Origin of the sequence: Pseudomonas sp. B21-048, assembly GCF_024748615.1 — a bacterium.
Lineage (GTDB): Bacteria > Pseudomonadota > Gammaproteobacteria > Pseudomonadales > Pseudomonadaceae > Aquipseudomonas.
In genome coordinates this window covers 4831814-4846983 of record NZ_CP087168.1, presented here as the reverse complement: position 1 = coordinate 4846983, position 15170 = coordinate 4831814, and the positions used below count along the sequence as shown (strand labels likewise).

At 58.2% G+C, this 15170-nt stretch carries 15 protein-coding genes; 8 read left to right on the top strand and 7 right to left on the bottom strand.

Annotation, left to right across the window (positions count from 1 at the left end):
• Positions 1–6: 6 nt before the first annotated feature.
• Positions 7–1671, top strand: coding sequence for an energy-dependent translational throttle protein EttA (gene ettA / locus LOY56_RS22695; RefSeq protein ID WP_258622846.1), 1665 nt, complete (start codon positions 7–9; stop codon positions 1669–1671).
• A 98-nt stretch (positions 1672–1769) separates the two neighbouring features.
• Here the strand turns inward: ettA and LOY56_RS22690 are convergent, their stop codons facing one another.
• The 3 genes from LOY56_RS22690 to LOY56_RS22680 all read right to left on the bottom strand — a co-directional run bounded on the left by LOY56_RS22690 (position 1770) and on the right by LOY56_RS22680 (position 5076).
• Positions 1770–2264 (bottom strand): GreA/GreB family elongation factor, encoded by a 495-nt coding sequence (locus LOY56_RS22690; RefSeq protein ID WP_258617212.1) that lies wholly within the window; start codon positions 2262–2264, stop codon positions 1770–1772.
• Between the two features lie 364 nt (positions 2265–2628).
• Complete coding sequence (locus tag LOY56_RS22685; RefSeq protein ID WP_258617211.1) at positions 2629–4482, bottom strand: DUF4105 domain-containing protein; 1854 nt, start codon at positions 4480–4482, stop codon at positions 2629–2631.
• 105 nt (positions 4483–4587) lie between these two features.
• Entirely contained in the window at positions 4588–5076 is a 489-nt protein-coding gene (locus LOY56_RS22680) for a DUF3015 domain-containing protein (RefSeq protein ID WP_007901840.1), read from the bottom strand.
• Between the two features lie 275 nt (positions 5077–5351).
• Between LOY56_RS22680 and LOY56_RS22675 the strand changes: the two genes are divergently transcribed.
• Together LOY56_RS22675 and LOY56_RS22670 are read left to right on the top strand one after the other, a co-directional pair.
• Complete coding sequence (locus LOY56_RS22675; RefSeq protein WP_258617204.1) at positions 5352–7790, top strand: Lon protease family protein; 2439 nt, start codon at positions 5352–5354, stop codon at positions 7788–7790.
• A gap of 303 nt (positions 7791–8093) precedes the next feature.
• A complete protein-coding gene (locus LOY56_RS22670) occupies positions 8094–8435 on the top strand; it encodes a hypothetical protein (RefSeq protein ID WP_258617202.1) in 342 nt (113 codons plus the stop codon).
• A 5-nt stretch (positions 8436–8440) separates the two neighbouring features.
• Here LOY56_RS22670 and LOY56_RS22665 read toward each other — a convergent pair whose 3' ends face one another.
• On the bottom strand, positions 8441–10270 hold the full coding sequence (locus LOY56_RS22665; protein WP_258617201.1) for a hypothetical protein: 1830 nt from the start codon (positions 10268–10270) through the stop codon (positions 8441–8443).
• A 160-nt stretch (positions 10271–10430) separates the two neighbouring features.
• Here LOY56_RS22665 and LOY56_RS22660 point away from each other — a divergent pair, with 160 nt between their 5' ends.
• The 3 genes from LOY56_RS22660 (at position 10431) to LOY56_RS22650 (ending at position 12104) form a co-directional block, all read left to right on the top strand.
• Positions 10431–10919, top strand: coding sequence for a TIGR00645 family protein (locus LOY56_RS22660; protein ID WP_007901849.1), 489 nt, complete (start codon positions 10431–10433; stop codon positions 10917–10919).
• Positions 10920–11063: 144 nt separating this feature from the next.
• Entirely contained in the window at positions 11064–11357 is a 294-nt protein-coding gene (locus LOY56_RS22655; protein WP_258617199.1) for a DUF6482 family protein, read from the top strand.
• A gap of 129 nt (positions 11358–11486) precedes the next feature.
• Positions 11487–12104, top strand: a complete 618-nt coding sequence (locus tag LOY56_RS22650) for an FKBP-type peptidyl-prolyl cis-trans isomerase (RefSeq protein ID WP_258617198.1) — start codon at positions 11487–11489, stop codon at positions 12102–12104.
• Between the two features lie 147 nt (positions 12105–12251).
• Here LOY56_RS22650 and LOY56_RS22645 read toward each other — a convergent pair whose 3' ends face one another.
• The 3 genes from LOY56_RS22645 to LOY56_RS22635 form a co-directional block, all read right to left on the bottom strand.
• Positions 12252–12509: a hypothetical protein gene (locus tag LOY56_RS22645; protein ID WP_258617196.1), complete on the bottom strand. Its 258-nt coding sequence runs from the start codon at positions 12507–12509 to the stop codon at positions 12252–12254.
• 204 nt (positions 12510–12713) lie between these two features.
• The gene (locus LOY56_RS22640) at positions 12714–13055 is read right to left on the bottom strand and encodes a zinc ribbon domain-containing protein YjdM (protein WP_258617195.1); all 342 of its coding nucleotides are present in this window, start codon (positions 13053–13055) and stop codon (positions 12714–12716) included.
• Between the two features lie 193 nt (positions 13056–13248).
• Positions 13249–14217: a polyprenyl synthetase family protein gene (locus LOY56_RS22635; protein WP_258617194.1), complete on the bottom strand. Its 969-nt coding sequence runs from the start codon at positions 14215–14217 to the stop codon at positions 13249–13251.
• 239 nt (positions 14218–14456) lie between these two features.
• Between LOY56_RS22635 and rplU the strand changes: the two genes are divergently transcribed.
• Complete coding sequence (gene rplU, locus LOY56_RS22630; RefSeq protein WP_003176051.1) at positions 14457–14771, top strand: 50S ribosomal protein L21; 315 nt, start codon at positions 14457–14459, stop codon at positions 14769–14771.
• A 35-nt stretch (positions 14772–14806) separates the two neighbouring features.
• The gene (gene rpmA / locus LOY56_RS22625; RefSeq protein WP_007901871.1) at positions 14807–15082 is read left to right on the top strand and encodes a 50S ribosomal protein L27; all 276 of its coding nucleotides are present in this window, start codon (positions 14807–14809) and stop codon (positions 15080–15082) included.
• The last annotated feature ends 88 nt before the right edge of the window (positions 15083–15170 follow it).

The window sequence follows — 15170 nt, the reverse complement described above, 5'->3', positions numbered from 1 at the left end:
TTCTCCATGGCTCAATACGTCTTCACCATGCATCGGCTGGGCAAAGTTGTTCCGCCGAAGCGGGAAATCCTGAAAAACATTTCGCTGTCGTTCTTCCCTGGCGCCAAGATCGGCGTACTCGGTCTCAACGGTTCGGGTAAATCCACGCTGCTGAAAATCATGGCTGGCGTCGATACCGAGTTCGACGGTGAAGCCCGTCCGATGCCGGACCTGAACATTGGCTACCTGCCGCAAGAACCGATCCTGGACCCGACCAAAACCGTTCGTGAAGTGGTCGAGGAAGCAGTCAGCGTAATCAAGGACGCTCAGGCGCGCCTGGACGAGGTTTACGCGGCCTACGCTGAACCGGATGCCGACTTCGACAAGCTGGCCGCCGAACAGGCCAAGCTTGAAGCCATCCTGCAAGCCAGCGATGGTCACAACCTGGATCGCCAACTGGAAGTCGCCGCCGATGCGCTGCGTCTACCCGCGTGGGATGCCAAGGTCGAATTCCTGTCCGGTGGTGAAAAGCGTCGTGTGGCCCTGTGCCGCCTGCTGCTGTCCGCGCCAGACATGTTGCTGCTCGACGAACCGACCAACCACCTGGACGCCGATTCCGTCGCCTGGCTGGAGCACTTCCTGCACGATTTTCCGGGCACCGTGGTTGCGATCACGCACGACCGTTACTTCCTGGACAACGTCGCCGGCTGGATCCTCGAGCTCGACCGCGGCGCCGGTATCCCGTACGAGGGCAACTATTCGGGTTGGCTCGAAGCCAAGTCCGATCGTCTGGCGGCCGAATCCAAGCAGCAGTCGGCCCACGAAAAGGCCATGAAGGAAGAACTGGAGTGGGTGCGCAAAGGCGCCAAGGCCCGCCAGTCCAAATCCAAGGCTCGTCTGCAACGCTTCGAAGAAATGCAATCGCAGGAATTCCAGAAGCGCAGCGAAACCAACGAGATCTACATCCCGGCCGGTCCGCGCCTGGGCGATAAGGTCATCGAGTTCAAGAACGTCAGCAAGGGCTACGGCGATCGCGTGTTGATCGACAACCTGTCGTTCTCCATGCCTAAAGGCGCCATCGTTGGCGTGATCGGCGGTAACGGTGCCGGTAAGTCGACCCTGTTCCGCATGCTGATGGGCAAGGAAACACCGGATTCGGGCAGCATCGAAGTTGGCGAAACCGTGCAACTTGCGTGCGTCGATCAGAGCCGTGAAGACCTGGATGGCAGCAAGACTGTGTTCCAGCAGGTCTCCGACGGTTCCGACCAGATTCGCATCGGCAACTACGAGATCCCGTCGCGCACCTACGTGGGGCGCTTCAACTTCAAGGGCGGCGATCAGCAGAAGTTCGTCAAGGACCTGTCCGGTGGTGAGCGTGGTCGCTTGCACCTGGCCCTGACCCTGAAAGAGGGCGGCAACGTCCTGCTGCTCGACGAACCGTCCAACGACCTCGACGTTGAAACCCTGCGTTCCCTGGAAGAAGCCTTGCTGGACTTCCCGGGCGCCGCCATTGTGATCTCTCACGATCGGTGGTTCCTTGACCGCGTCGCGACTCACATCCTGGCGTACGAAGACGACTCGCAAGCGGTGTTCTTCGAAGGTAACTACACCGAGTACGAAGCCGATCGCAAGAAACGCCTCGGCGAAGCGGCTTCCCAGCCACACCGCGTACGGCACAAGAAACTGGCCTGATTTCAGGTTGGCAGGATAAAAAAAACGGAGCCTTCGGGGCTCCGTTTTTTTGTTCCTCTGCAGGAGCTCCTACAGGCGAGATTGCGGCGTCATCGAATTCACCCGATTTCTATGGTCAACACCTCAATCACCAAATCCCCCGCCGGTCGTTTCCACAACACTTCATCGCCCACCTGCGCCCCGAGCAACGCCCTCCCCAGCGGCGAGCTCCAATTGATCAAGCCATGGGCGGCATTCGCCTGGTCTTCTCCGACCAATTGCACGCGTTGCTGATGATCGTGTTCGTCGGCAAACGTCACCCAATTGCCAATCTGCACTTTATTGGCCGAGGAGGCCGGTGCGACCACTTGGGCGCTTTGCAGGCGATGCTTGAAGTAGCGCCAGTCGCGATCGAGGTCGGCCTGGCGCTGCTTATCCGCCAGTTCGCCTTTGGCGCTTTCCTGATCAAGCAGCGTTTGCAGCTCGGCGACTTTCGCCTGAAGCTGCGCCAGACCGGCGGGCGTGACGTAATTGGGCTGCGCGCTGACCTGCCGTTCGACTGGCAGATCGGCTTGCTCGGCAGCGTTATCTTCATTGACGAAGGCACGGCTCATGCTGTTCTCCCGTTATAGGATTTGGGCCATGGTCACAGGCTTTAAGTTTCGACGAATGTCTGTAAACGACTTATTGCGAGCGATAGGCTCGCGCGGCGTCCCGGTCTTTCTCTTGTTGCCAGTCCGGTTCGCGCTCGCCCCAATGGACTGCACTGACGCAAGCCATTAGCCGAGCCGGTCTATAAGAGAAGTCTAGAAGTAGATTCGTCGGGTGTGTGAAAGGCTTGTGATTAATCTGCCGGGTAGCGCAGATCCCTTGTGGGAGCGAGCCTGCTCGCGATGGCGGTGGAACAGGCAACACGGATGTTGAAGGTGATGGCCTCATCGCGAGCAGGCTCGTTCCCACAGGTAGTGATGTGTCAGATCAATAGTGATACCACTTCACCTCAAGCATCACTTCGTTTTCGGGCGAAGCCAGGTGGCTGAATTCGCGCTGGGCGCTCAGGCGCAAACCGAGGTTGCGCGACAATTCCCATTGTTGATTCAGGCTCACAATACGGCGCACCTCGCCATTGGTGAAGTAATCGCCCTTGGCTTCCAGGCTGAAATTGCCCAGCGGGTTTTTCCATAGCAAGCCGCTGTTAAAGCCCGCCGCCGGGGCAATGAAGGCCGCGAAGTCGTTGTTATGCTCGACACGCACGGTGCCCAAGGCGAAACCGAGCATATCCTCACCCAGTTGCCAGGTCCCGCCGCCGCCACCGTTGACATGGCTGACCAGGGTTTCGTCATCATGCTTGCCCGGTACGCGCTCAAGGCCACCAGTGACTTGCCACGACAGCGGCTGCAACAATTGATTGCGAGGCGTCAGCGAGCGGATGGTCGCCAGATCCAGTTGCTGCAGCTGCCAGTGATTGCCTTCGTATTGGCGCAGCTTCATCTGCAAAATTTCGATCTGTGCGCCGAGGGGGAAGCTTTCGGCGTTGTCATTGAGGTCGTGATAGGCCATGCGCAGGCCATATTCACCGAAAGCTTTGTCGCCTCGGGTGCCGAGGCCGGCCTGCCAGGTGCGGGACTCGTGTCCGTCCTCGGGCAAGCCGGGTTGCGGAATGTCCAGCTCCGGGGGCGGGTTTTGATTGATTGCGCGCAGCAATTCGAAACTGCGTTGAGCCCGTTGCGGGTCACGCTCCTGACCGTTGGCGCGATAACGCTCCAGACGATAAGCCGCATCGATGATCAACGCTTGTCGGTCGCGAGGCTGAGCCTTGAACGCCGGAGTCTGCAATTGCTTTTGATCGGCGCTGACTTTTAGCACCCACTCCTGCTCTTCAAAGGTTAATGGCTCGGCACGGCTTAGCAGTTCGCGCTCACGGGACGGGCGATACTCGATCGACTCCACCAGCCCGGCTTCTTTCACTGCTTTGACCGTGTCGGTGGGGATGGCCGTCAACGGGAACTGCTCGGTCAAATGTAGGCTCGGCCGCGCTACTTGAAGCAGTTCAAGCAGGCGGTAGGAGCAGTTTTCGTCGAAGAAGAAGTAGTCGAACTGGATCTGCTTGAGTTCCCAGACGTGCTCGACCATGCGCTCGGTTTCCTGCTGGGTCAGGTTCAGGCGGTACTCCCACAGGTCGCGGTTCTCGAGGCTGCGGTATTCCGAGAGTTTTTCCTGATACGGCACCAGCGCAAACAGCCCGGGATAGCCGCCCATCAAGCCTTTCCAGGCGTACAGAAGGCTGTTGTCCGAACCTTCGATGTAAGCGCCGAAGTTGATTGCGTAACTGAGCAGCGAGGTCTTGTCGCTCTGCACATTGGCCTGATCGATGCGCAGCAAGGTGTGGCCGAACATCGACGACGGGCTGTTCAGGTAGGCCGCCGGGAAAATCATCACCGTGCTGTGGGGCGAAACATCCTTGAACCATTGCTTGAACTCAGCACAGTCCGGTGTCGGCAGATCGCCCAGTTCTAGTTGCGCCTTGAGCCAGCGGGTGCGGGCCGGATAGACGCATTGTGCATGCTGCTCGCCGGCACTGGCCGGGGCATACAGTGCCTGCACGGTCGCCGCCAGTTCGCGGTCGGGGTGTTCGTTGCCATCGGGGGCGAGAAAGAATTTCTTGTCGCTGACATAGCTGCGCCAGCCACCGAGCTTGGCGGTTTCGTAATGCCCCAGGGAAATCCAGAAGGGCTCGTTGGCCAGTTGCTGCAAACGTTGATTGTCGATGTGTGGCGCGGCGGACAGCGGGGCGCAGACACAGAGCGCCAGCCAGGCAAGGCGTTTGAGCATAGTGGGCAACTTAAGCCGAAAGAAACAAAAACCCGAAAGGGCAGGCCAAAAGGGCCAGGTTCAAAAAATAAAACCCGCTCCCCAACGAGAGCGGGCCGGTCGAGCTTAAGCTTGAGTGGCGTACTTGGCCAGACGAGGGTCGCTTTTCAGCACGGCCAGGGTGTTGGTATGCACGTCATCAGCGGTCACGTCAGCTTTGCTGAAGATTTGCTGGAAGTGCTGATGAGTCACAGCGGCGAAGTGCGCACGGTCTTCCGGCGCCACGCCCAGTACCACGGCGTAAGTGGTCAGCGCTTCGCCCTGACCTTTGGCCATGTCTTCAGACAGCTCGTTCATCATGCCATTCATGGCAATCCAGGATTTGCCGCCGTAGGTCAGCGACGCATTGGTCGAGCAACCGTTGGTGCCGGAGGTCATACCAAACGTTGCGTTACCGGAAGTGCCGTTGGTGGTGGATGCCAGGAAGTGTGCCGGGGTGCCACGCTGACCTTCAAACAGCATGTTGCCCCAACCGCAGTCCGGACCGCCTGGCGCCTGCGCCATGGCGTTGATGGATACAGCGGTGAAGAGAGTACCGAGAAGAATCCGTTTCATAGCTATGTTCTCTTTGTGTGCATTCCAATGGACAGGGTGCTGGCCCTTAATGGTGCCAGTGGGCCGGTTATTAGTTCCAGCCGCGCAGCATGGAGTTTAGGCATGTTCCGGGGGTTCCGTAATCTTTTGCGAAACATTCCTTGAAACACTGATTTTGACCCGCTCGGCCCGGGGCTGACGCTTTGTCTAAACTTTGGTTATAGGCGCGCCTTGCCAGTGAGGTATGGGCAGCGCCAGAATGCCGCTATCTGCCCCGCCTGATGTAAGGAAGCCCGATGCCTGATCCTGTTGCTGCCAGCTTGCGTTTAGCGCCTGAAGCGCTGACCCGTCCGTTTTCCGCTGAACAGTTCAGCTTCTCTACCACCAATGATCTGGAACCCTTTCGCGGTGTGCTTGGCCAGGAACGCGCGGTCGAAGCCTTGCAGTTCGGCGTGGCCATGCCGCGCCCCGGTTACAACGTATTTGTCATGGGCGAGCCCGGCACTGGCCGGTTTTCGTTCGTCAAACGCTACCTCAAGGCCGAAGGCAAGCGCCTGCAGACCCCGGCGGACTGGGTCTATGTCAATAATTTTGATGAACCGCGCGAGCCTCGAGCGTTGGAGTTGCCGTCGGGCACCGCCGGCGCCTTCATAGGCGATATCAGCGGTTTGATCGACAACCTGCTGGCGACCTTTCCGGCGGTGTTCGAGCACCCGTCCTATCAGCAGAAGAAAAGCGCCATCGACCGCGCTTTCAACCAGCGTTATGACCGTGCCCTGGATGTGATCGAGCGTCTGGCGCTGGAGAAAGAGGTTGCGCTCTACCGCGACAGCAGCAACATCGCCTTCACGCCGATGAGCGAAGGCAAGGCATTGGATGAGGCTGAATTCGCCCAATTGCCTGAAGCCGAGCGTGAACGTTTTCATGACGACATTTCCGGGCTGGAAGAGCGGCTGAACGAAGAACTCGCCAGCCTGCCGCAATGGAAGCGCGAGTCGAGCAATCAACTGCGTCAGCTCAACGAAGAAACGATTACCCTGGCCTTGCAGCCATTGCTCGCGCCGCTGTCGGAAAAGTACGCGGAAAACGCAGGCGTTTGCGGTTACCTGCAAGCGATGCAGGTGTACCTGCTCAAGACGGTGGTCGAGCAACTGGTGGACGACAGCAAGACCGACGCCATCGCCCGCAAAATGCTCGAAGAGCAATACGCCCCCAGCCTGGTGGTCGGTCATCCGTTCAGCGGCGGTGCGCCAGTGGTCTTTGAGCCGCACCCGACTTACGAAAACTTGTTCGGCCGCATCGAGTACACCACCGATCAGGGCGCGCTCTACACCACGTATCGACAGTTGCGTCCGGGTGCGCTGCACCGCGCCAACGGCGGCTTCTTGATTCTTGAAGCGGAAAAAATGCTCAGCGAGCCGTTCGTGTGGGATGCGCTCAAACGCGCGCTGCAATCGCGCAAACTGAAAATGGAATCGCCGCTGGGCGAAATGGGCCGTTTCGCCACGGTGACCCTTACTCCGCAACACATTCCGTTGCAGGTCAAAGTCGTCATCATCGGCGCCCGGCAGCTCTACTACACGCTGCAAGACCTCGATCCGGACTTCCAGGAGATGTTCCGTGTCCTGGTGGATTTCGACGAAGACATCCCAATGGTCGACGAAAGCCTGGAGCAGTTCGCCCAGTTGCTCAAAACCCGTACGTCCGAGGAAGGCATGGCGCCGCTGACCGCCGATGCGGTGGCGCGTCTGGCGACTTACAGCGCGCGTCTGGCTGAGCACCAAGGGCGTTTGTCGGCGCGGATCGGCGATCTGTTCCAACTGGTCAGCGAGGCGGATTTCATTCGTGACCTGGCGGGTGACGACATGACCGATGCCGGGCACATCGAGCGTGCGCTCAAGGCCAAGGCCACCCGTACCGGGCGCGTTTCGGCGCGGATTCTCGATGACATGCTGGCGGGGATCATTCTGATCGACACCAATGGAGCAGCTGTCGGAAAGTGCAACGGGCTGACAGTGCTGGAAGTCGGCGATTCGGCCTTCGGGATACCGGCGCGGATTTCCGCCACGGTTTATCCGGGCGGCAGCGGCATCGTCGACATCGAACGCGAGGTCAACCTCGGCCAGCCGATCCACTCCAAAGGCGTGATGATCCTCACCGGGTATCTGGGCAGTCGTTATGCCCAGGAATTCCCGCTGGCAATTTCCGCGAGTATCGCCCTGGAGCAGTCCTACGGTTATGTCGACGGCGACAGCGCTTCCCTGGGTGAGGCGTGCACGCTGATCTCGGCCTTGTCGAAAACCCCGCTCAAGCAGTGCTTTGCGATTACCGGCTCGATCAACCAGTTCGGTGAAGTGCAGGCGGTGGGTGGGGTTAACGAGAAGATCGAAGGCTTCTTCCGACTTTGCGAAGCCCGTGGTCTGACGGGTGAGCAAGGGGCGATCATTCCTCAGGCCAACGTCGCCACGCTGATGCTCGACGAGAAGGTGCTGGCGGCGGTGCGGGCGGGGCAGTTCCATGTCTACGCAGTGCGCCAGGCCGACGAGGCCCTGAGCCTGTTGGTCGGCGAGCCGGCCGGTGCGCCGGATGAGAATGGCGAATTCCCTGAAGGCAGCGTCAACGCACGGGTAGTGGAACGCTTGCGAGTGATCGCGGAAATGATCAGCGAGGAAGACCTCAAGGAAGCGGAAAAGGAGTTGGCGCAGGAAGCGATGCTGGAAATCAAACCGGCTTGATGTGAAGCAAAAGATCGTCCGAACGCGGCCCGAGCCTTCGGCAGCTCCTACATGGAAAACGCATTCGGCGTAGGAGCTACCGCAGGCTGCGATCTTTTCAGCTAACTCAATCGTGGGTGTTAGTATTTCGCCACAATTCTGGCGTCAATATTCACGCAGTGACCACTCGGCACCTTCTGGTCTCGGTTCGCGTACGAGTCACACTTTTCTTCTATTATCTGCTCAAGGATATCGACAGTTATCACTGGATCGAGACAGCCTTCCCGTGGAGGCTGAATACCGGATCTACCGAGGGTCGCCGCCATGTCGCGCAACCTCTGCCTCACCCGTCAATGCCTGGGCCTTGTGACCCGTATCGAATGTGCCATCCGTCCGTTGGCAGGAGATACGGGCATGTGGACCTTACTCTTCGCCGCCGGAATGGCCGGCGAGCAGCCTTCAGCCATCAAAGCCCAAGGCCCGTTCCGTGGGCCGGTCGCGGCTGAATCAATCCTCGACACCATCGTTGAAAGTCTGACCTTGCATGGCTACGAATTGGCCGACGACCCGCAAATCTGGTGCCTGCATCTGCAAGCCCAGTTGCGAGAGATCAATGGTGGTCGTTACCGCAATCTCAGCGGTCCGGAGTTTCGGCCCGAGCACTGAACAGGCTATCGATCAAGAGTGCTCGGCTCAGCTGGGTCGAGTTTGACCTCAAATCCATATTGCACGGTGGTGAGGTTGGTTCGCTGATAAGTTTCCAGACGTGTGGGTTGGCCATAGAAGTAATGCACTGCGAATAACGCCGGGCCTTGCGCGCTCGCGTCATGACTGACCGAAAGCATCTCTTTCAGATAATTGCCGCTGTCGTCCTTGGCGAAAAAGCGCCAGTCCTGGGCGGGAAACAGCTTCAGATCAACCACCAACGCGTTCCCTTTCAACTCCAGGCCTTTGGGCAATTGGTGGGCGTCGTGCGTTTGCTGAGCGACAGTTGCCAGGAACAGCGGCATGGAGCCCACAACGTAGGCCGGGGTTTCCGGAAACAGGTTCAGATCATAGGTGATATCGCCGCGTAGCGGATCGACCTGATACGCCTCCGGTGGCAGCTCGATCGGCCCGTCGCGCTGGCCCTTGCGGTCTTGGGTGAAGAACGTCACCGGGCTTTCACCGGGATTGAAGGACGTGCCGAGCATCTCGTCATTGAAGCTTCTGGGATGATCGAATTCGATGCGTACGGTGCTAGGGTCATCGACCGACTGACTGATGCTGATGCTTTTTTTCAGTTGCTCCTCGCCCAGCGTTGCGCCTTTGAGCCAAGTCGCGGCCTGGTCGTCATACACCACCACGGGCAAGGTCAGTGGCTGGATGGTTTTTTCCGTGGTGTGCGGGTCGAAACGGCGTATAGGCAGGTCCAGGTTCTTGTGGGTTACCGTGACTGCCGAAAAGTCCAGCAGGCTGACTTCGACGGTATCGATCGGCCCGTTGAAGTACACCTTGGTGTAATGCCGGGTCTGTTGTTTTTCAAACGCGCGCTGCTCGTCATCGAGCTGTTTTTCGAACGCTTCGCTCCAGGCCTTCTGCTGTTGCATCTGCGTCAGTTGTTTCTGATAAAACTTGATCTGCTCGGCGGTTTCATTGATCGCACCCGAGCGAGAGATAAATTGCCCGGTGGCGTCCCTGGCCTGAACGATCACCGGGTTGAGTGTTGTGTCACGAACCTCGGGGGCCAACGGCGCGCTGTTGCTGAATTCGATTTCGGCATGGTTTTTTTCAAGCTTCAGCAGGGTGACACTGAGATTGTCGTTGGCGCGAGTCTGGCCAACATCCTTTTTCGTCAGGTCGAAACTGTAGAGCCGGCGCGGGGCGATGACTTCCACTTTGCCTTGCAGGCTCACCGGTTGTGGCTGGTTTTTCTTGTCCACATCCAGGCCTTCGATGAAGGGGTAGGTCACCGTCAAATCATCCGAGTTGGTCAGGTTGGCGCTCGACGGGCTCAGCTGAATGCCGGGATCAGTTTCCGACCATTCGGGCTGGAATGCGATGACGCGCTTGTTGCTCAGCGTCACCGATTGCCATTCCAGGCTATGAGGGAACAGGAAAGCGCCCGGAATGTTGAAATTGAACGGGAATACCGGCTGCAGGTCAGTCAGGTAATCCGAGCTGGACTCCTTGTGCAGCACGAACAGACCGTTGATATAGGTGTCGACCAGCGCCTGGGGTGTGGGGTAGTGCTTGAGCGTGGCGAGGGCGTCTTCGCTGTATTCGGTCACCACGGGTTTGCTGTCGAGCTTGAGCTGCGCACGCTCGAGTAATAACAGTGAGCCGCCGAGCTCGGCCACGGCGTCCTTGAGTTCTGGATCCTTGATCGCCTCCAGGGATTGTTCGAATTGCGCGGTCTTTTCTTCGAGGCTGGCCTGGCGCTTCTCATCGCTGGGGGAGCAACCACCGAGCAACAACGCGAGGAAAAGTCCGGCACTCGTTAAACGCAATCGCACATCCATTTTCAGTCTTCCTGTCCGACGTCGCTGACCTGTCAATGAGCTGGACACTAGCAGAAAAACTTTGTCACACACACGCAGGTTACGGATTTTTTGACGGTTTCTGGGTGTAACAGGTGGCTGTTATACTCGCCGCCATTTCCAGCCCCTTGTGTGAGATTCAATGGAACGCTTTATCGAAAATGCAATGTACGCCTCCCGCTGGTTACTGGCGCCGATCTATTTCGGTTTGTCCCTGGGCTTGTTGGCGTTGGCACTGAAATTCTTCCAGGAAGTCTTCCACGTCATCCCTAACGTGTTCTCGATGGCCGAGTCGGATCTGATTCTGGTACTGCTGTCGTTGATCGATATGGCGCTGGTGGGCGGCCTGCTGGTGATGGTGATGATCTCCGGTTACGAGAACTTCGTTTCTCAGCTGGATATCGACGACAGCAAGGAAAAGCTCAACTGGCTGGGCACCATGGATTCGTCTTCGTTGAAGATGAAGGTCGCGGCGTCCATCGTCGCGATTTCGTCCATCCACCTGCTACGGATCTTCATGGACGCCAAGAACGTCGATCCCGAGCATTTGAAGTGGTACGTGGTCATCCACATGACTTTCGTGGTGTCGGCGTTCGCGATGGGCTATCTGGACAAGCTGACCAAGCACTGATCGACTGATCCTTGTGGGAACGTGGCTTGCCCGCTCCCACAGAGTTGCCAAAACAGACGGGCGGTGTCGCTTGTAGCTTGTACTTTGGCCCGTCGAGGCATATCCATGTAGAGATCCTGGCTCGCCACAGCGTGAGGTGCGCTCATGACTTTGCAAGAATTGAATGCGTATGCCGTCGCCGGAAAGATCGATGAACTGAACCTGATCTCGATGGAAGGCGTGTTCTACCTGCTGGAAGCTCGGATGCATGGCGCGGCGTATCCATTGCTCGATGCCCACGGCGAGATATTGCAGCTGCGCTCGGTCGAGCATGCGCGTGAAGTGCTTCACGCCTGTCCCAAGTCATTCAACGTTGTACATACCCCGGCTCATGACGAAATGTGCGGTGCCAGCGCCGAGGAAAGCCCGAAAGTACCGAGCACCTTCCGTTCTGTGTAACAGCGCTGACGCAGCTCAAACGTGGCGGCATCTGTGCTAGTCTGCTCGCCCTTTTGATTCCGGGCGCTCCGGGATGCGCTGTGCACGCCACGGCAAGTTCCAGGGCCGTCCGCACAGCGGAGCAGTGTCATGTCCGAAGTAAATCTGTCCACCGACGAAACCCGCGTCAGCTACGGCATTGGCCGTCAGTTGGGCGACCAGCTGCGTGACAACCCGCCACCGGGCGTTAGCCTGGACGCAATCCTGGCTGGCCTGACCGACGCGTTCGCCGGCAAGCCAAGCCGCGTGGGTCAGGACGAAATGTCCGCCAGCTTCAAGGTGATCCGCGAAATCATGCAAGCAGAAGCTGCCGCCCAGGCTGAAGCGGCTGCTGGCGAAGGTTTGGCATTCCTGGCTGAAAACGCCAAGCGCGAAGGCATCACCACCCTGGCTTCCGGCCTGCAATTCGAAGTGCTGACCCAGGGCGAAGGCGCCAAGCCAACCCGTGAAGATCAAGTGCGCACTCACTACCACGGCACCCTGATCGACGGCACTGTGTTCGACAGCTCCTACGATCGTGGTCAACCTGCAGAATTCCCGGTTGGTGGCGTTATCGCAGGCTGGACCGAAGCTCTGCAACTGATGAATGCCGGCAGCAAATGGCGTCTGTACGTGCCGAGCGAACTGGCTTACGGCGCTCAAGGCGTTGGCAGCATTCCGCCGCACAGCGTTCTGGTATTCGACGTCGAACTGCTCGACGTTCTGTAATCCCGTGATCCTGTAGGAGCGGGCGGTGCGGCGATCCGACTTGCTCGCGAAGCAGGCAACTCGGTTTGAGCTTGAAACCGAGTTGATGCCTTCGTGGGCAAGTCGGATCGCCGCACCGCTCGCTCCTACAGAGATTTGCAGTGTTACTCATATTTCGATCTTGTGATGCAGCTCATTCGTCGGGCGCAACGCCCGGGCATAGCAGAACAGAAACAGATTGCGCACCAGTTCCTTGAGCACCACCGGCTCGCTGGAACTCAGGCCATTGACGTCCAGATCACCCTGATCCTGCAGCTCGTTCAAGGCTTCTTCTTCAAGCACCGCACAGACTTCACCGGTTTCCCGATGCAGGATTCTGAGGTAGGGCTGTGGGCGGTCCAGCCAGGCATCGATCAAATAAGTCATGACGCTCATCTCCTTTGAGGGGTTTCAATGAGAATAATTCTTATTCGTCAAATAGCAAGGGTCTATTGGCGGTTTGTGTTTTTTCTGCGGTGAATTGCTGAGCGTCAAAACGATTGGTGTTTGGCTACTGTGCAGGAATGCTGGGTGGTGCGGGGAAGGGCGAAGCACCATCCCACACTGGGCGTGGGATGGGATACAGCAGGATCAGACTTTTCTGACGAACTCGGATTTGAGTTTCATCGGACCGATGCCGTCGATCTTGCAGTCAATGTCGTGGTCGCCATCGCACAGGCGGATGTTCTTGACCTTGGTGCCGACCTTGACCACCAGCGACGTGCCTTTGACCTTGAGGTCCTTGATCACGGTGATGGTATCGCCGTCCTGCAGGACATTGCCGACCGAATCCTTTTTCACGGTGTCATCGGAGGCCGCTTCGGCTTCGCCGCTGACGGACCACTCATGGGCGCACTCCGGGCAGATCAGCTGTGCGCCGTCTTCGTAAGTGTATTCGGAATTGCATTTCGGGCAGGGTGGCAACGTGCTCACTAAAGCTCCTTGGATTCAGGATGGCTAAAAAGCGCACATTATATAGGGTTTATACGGGGGAGGGGTGACACATGATTTTGTAGGAGCGAGCGGTGCGGCGATCAGACTTGCCCGCGAACGCGGTGTGCCAGTCGACATCCATGTGACTGATATACCGCATTCGCGGGCAAGCCTCGTTCCTACAGGGCGCGTGTTAGTGTGTGCGGGCGACCGCAAACTCGCTCAGTTCCACCAATGCATCGCGGTATTCGCTGGAGGGCAGGGCGTCGAGGCACTTGATCGCACGGGTCACGTAATCGCGGGCCAGTTGCGCGGTGTAGTCCAGCGAGCCGGAAGCTTCAACAGCTTCGCGAATGCTTTCCAGGTCTTCGATGCCACCTTTCTGGATCGCCTTGCGCACCAGTGCAGCCTGCTCCGGAGTGCCTTCGCGCATGGTGTAGATCAGCGGCAGAGTTGGTTTACCTTCGGCCAGATCGTCACCGACGTTCTTGCCCAGGGTTTCGGCGTCGCCACGGTAATCCAGCAGGTCGTCGACCAATTGGAACGCCACCCCCAGGTGATCGCCGAAGGTGCGCAGCGCTTCGCTCTGTTCCGGCGAGGCACCGGCCAGGGCTGCGGCACTGTGGGTCGAGGCTTCGAAGAGCATCGCGGTTTTGCCGCGGATGACTTCCATGTAGGTTTCTTCGGTGGTGCTGGCGTCGCGGACCTTCGACAGCTGCAACACTTCGCCTTCAGCGATGATGCGCGTGGCTTGCGAAAGGATCTTCATCACCGGCATGGAGCCCAGTTCGACCATCATTTCGAAAGATCGCGAATACAGGAAATCGCCCACCAGCACGCTCGGTGCGTTGCCCCACATGGCGTTGGCGGTCGAGCGGCCACGGCGCATGCCGGACATGTCGACGACGTCGTCGTGCAGCAGGGTGGCGGTGTGCAGGAACTCGATGGTCGCGGCCAACAGGCGCAGGTCATCGCCTTCGCGGCCCAGCGCCTTGCCGCATAACAGCACAAGCAAAGGACGCAGGCGTTTGCCGCCAGCCGAAGTGATGTAGTCGCCGATTTTCGATACCAGCGGCACTCGGGAAGTCAGCTGTTTCTTGATGATGCCGTCGACGGCGCTAAAATCGTCCGCCACCGCGCGGTAGAAAGCTTGGGGTTGCATCAGCGACAGTTGCTCCAGAAGGGGTGCGCGGCATGCTAGGACCCACGTCGGCGGGTGTCAAGGCGCGATAGACGACCACTTGCAACGCCCCGGCAGCTTGCGTACAATCGCGCACCCTGAACTTCCTGGGCAGCACCTGCCTTACGCAATTGCAAACAGGCCTCCAGCCTTATGCAGCCATGCCAGCCAATACCTCTTCTTATAAAGAGCTGGGTGAGCAGGATTATCGGAGAAATACCATGTCTTATGCAGTAATCGTTACTGGTGGCAAGCAGTACAAAGTTGCTCCAGGTGAATACCTGAAGATCGAAAAACTGGAAATCGCTACCGGCGAATCCGTTACTTTTGATCGCGTTCTGTTGGTTGCCAATGGCGACGACGTGAATATCGGCGCTCCAGTTGTTGCTGGCGCTACCGTTGTGGCTGAAGTGATCTCCCAAGGTCGTCACGATAAAGTCCGCATCATCAAGTTCCGTCGCCGTAAGCACCACATGAAGCGTATGGGCCACCGCCAGTGGTACACCGAGATCAAAATCACCGGTATTCAGGCTTAATTTCAGCCTAATTCCTCACTAGGAGAATTGAACTCATGGCACACAAAAAAGCTGGTGGTAGTACCCGTAACGGTCGCGACTCAGAAGCCAAACGCCTTGGCGTGAAGATGTATGGCGGCCAGGTTATCATTCCGGGCAACATCATCGTGCGTCAGCGCGGCACCCAATTCCACGCTGGCTACGGCGTTGGCATGGGCAAGGATCACACTCTGTTCGCTAAAATCGACGGCGTGATCAAGTTCGAAGTAAAAGGCGCCTTCGGTCGTCGTTACGTAAGCATTGTCCCGAAGACTGACGTCGTCGCGGCATAATTACGTAGTTGCTGGAAAAGCCCTGTCTTGCGACGGGGCTTTTTCGTTTGTGGGGTGAGTCTCTTGCAAAGCTGTTTGTGATGGGCTC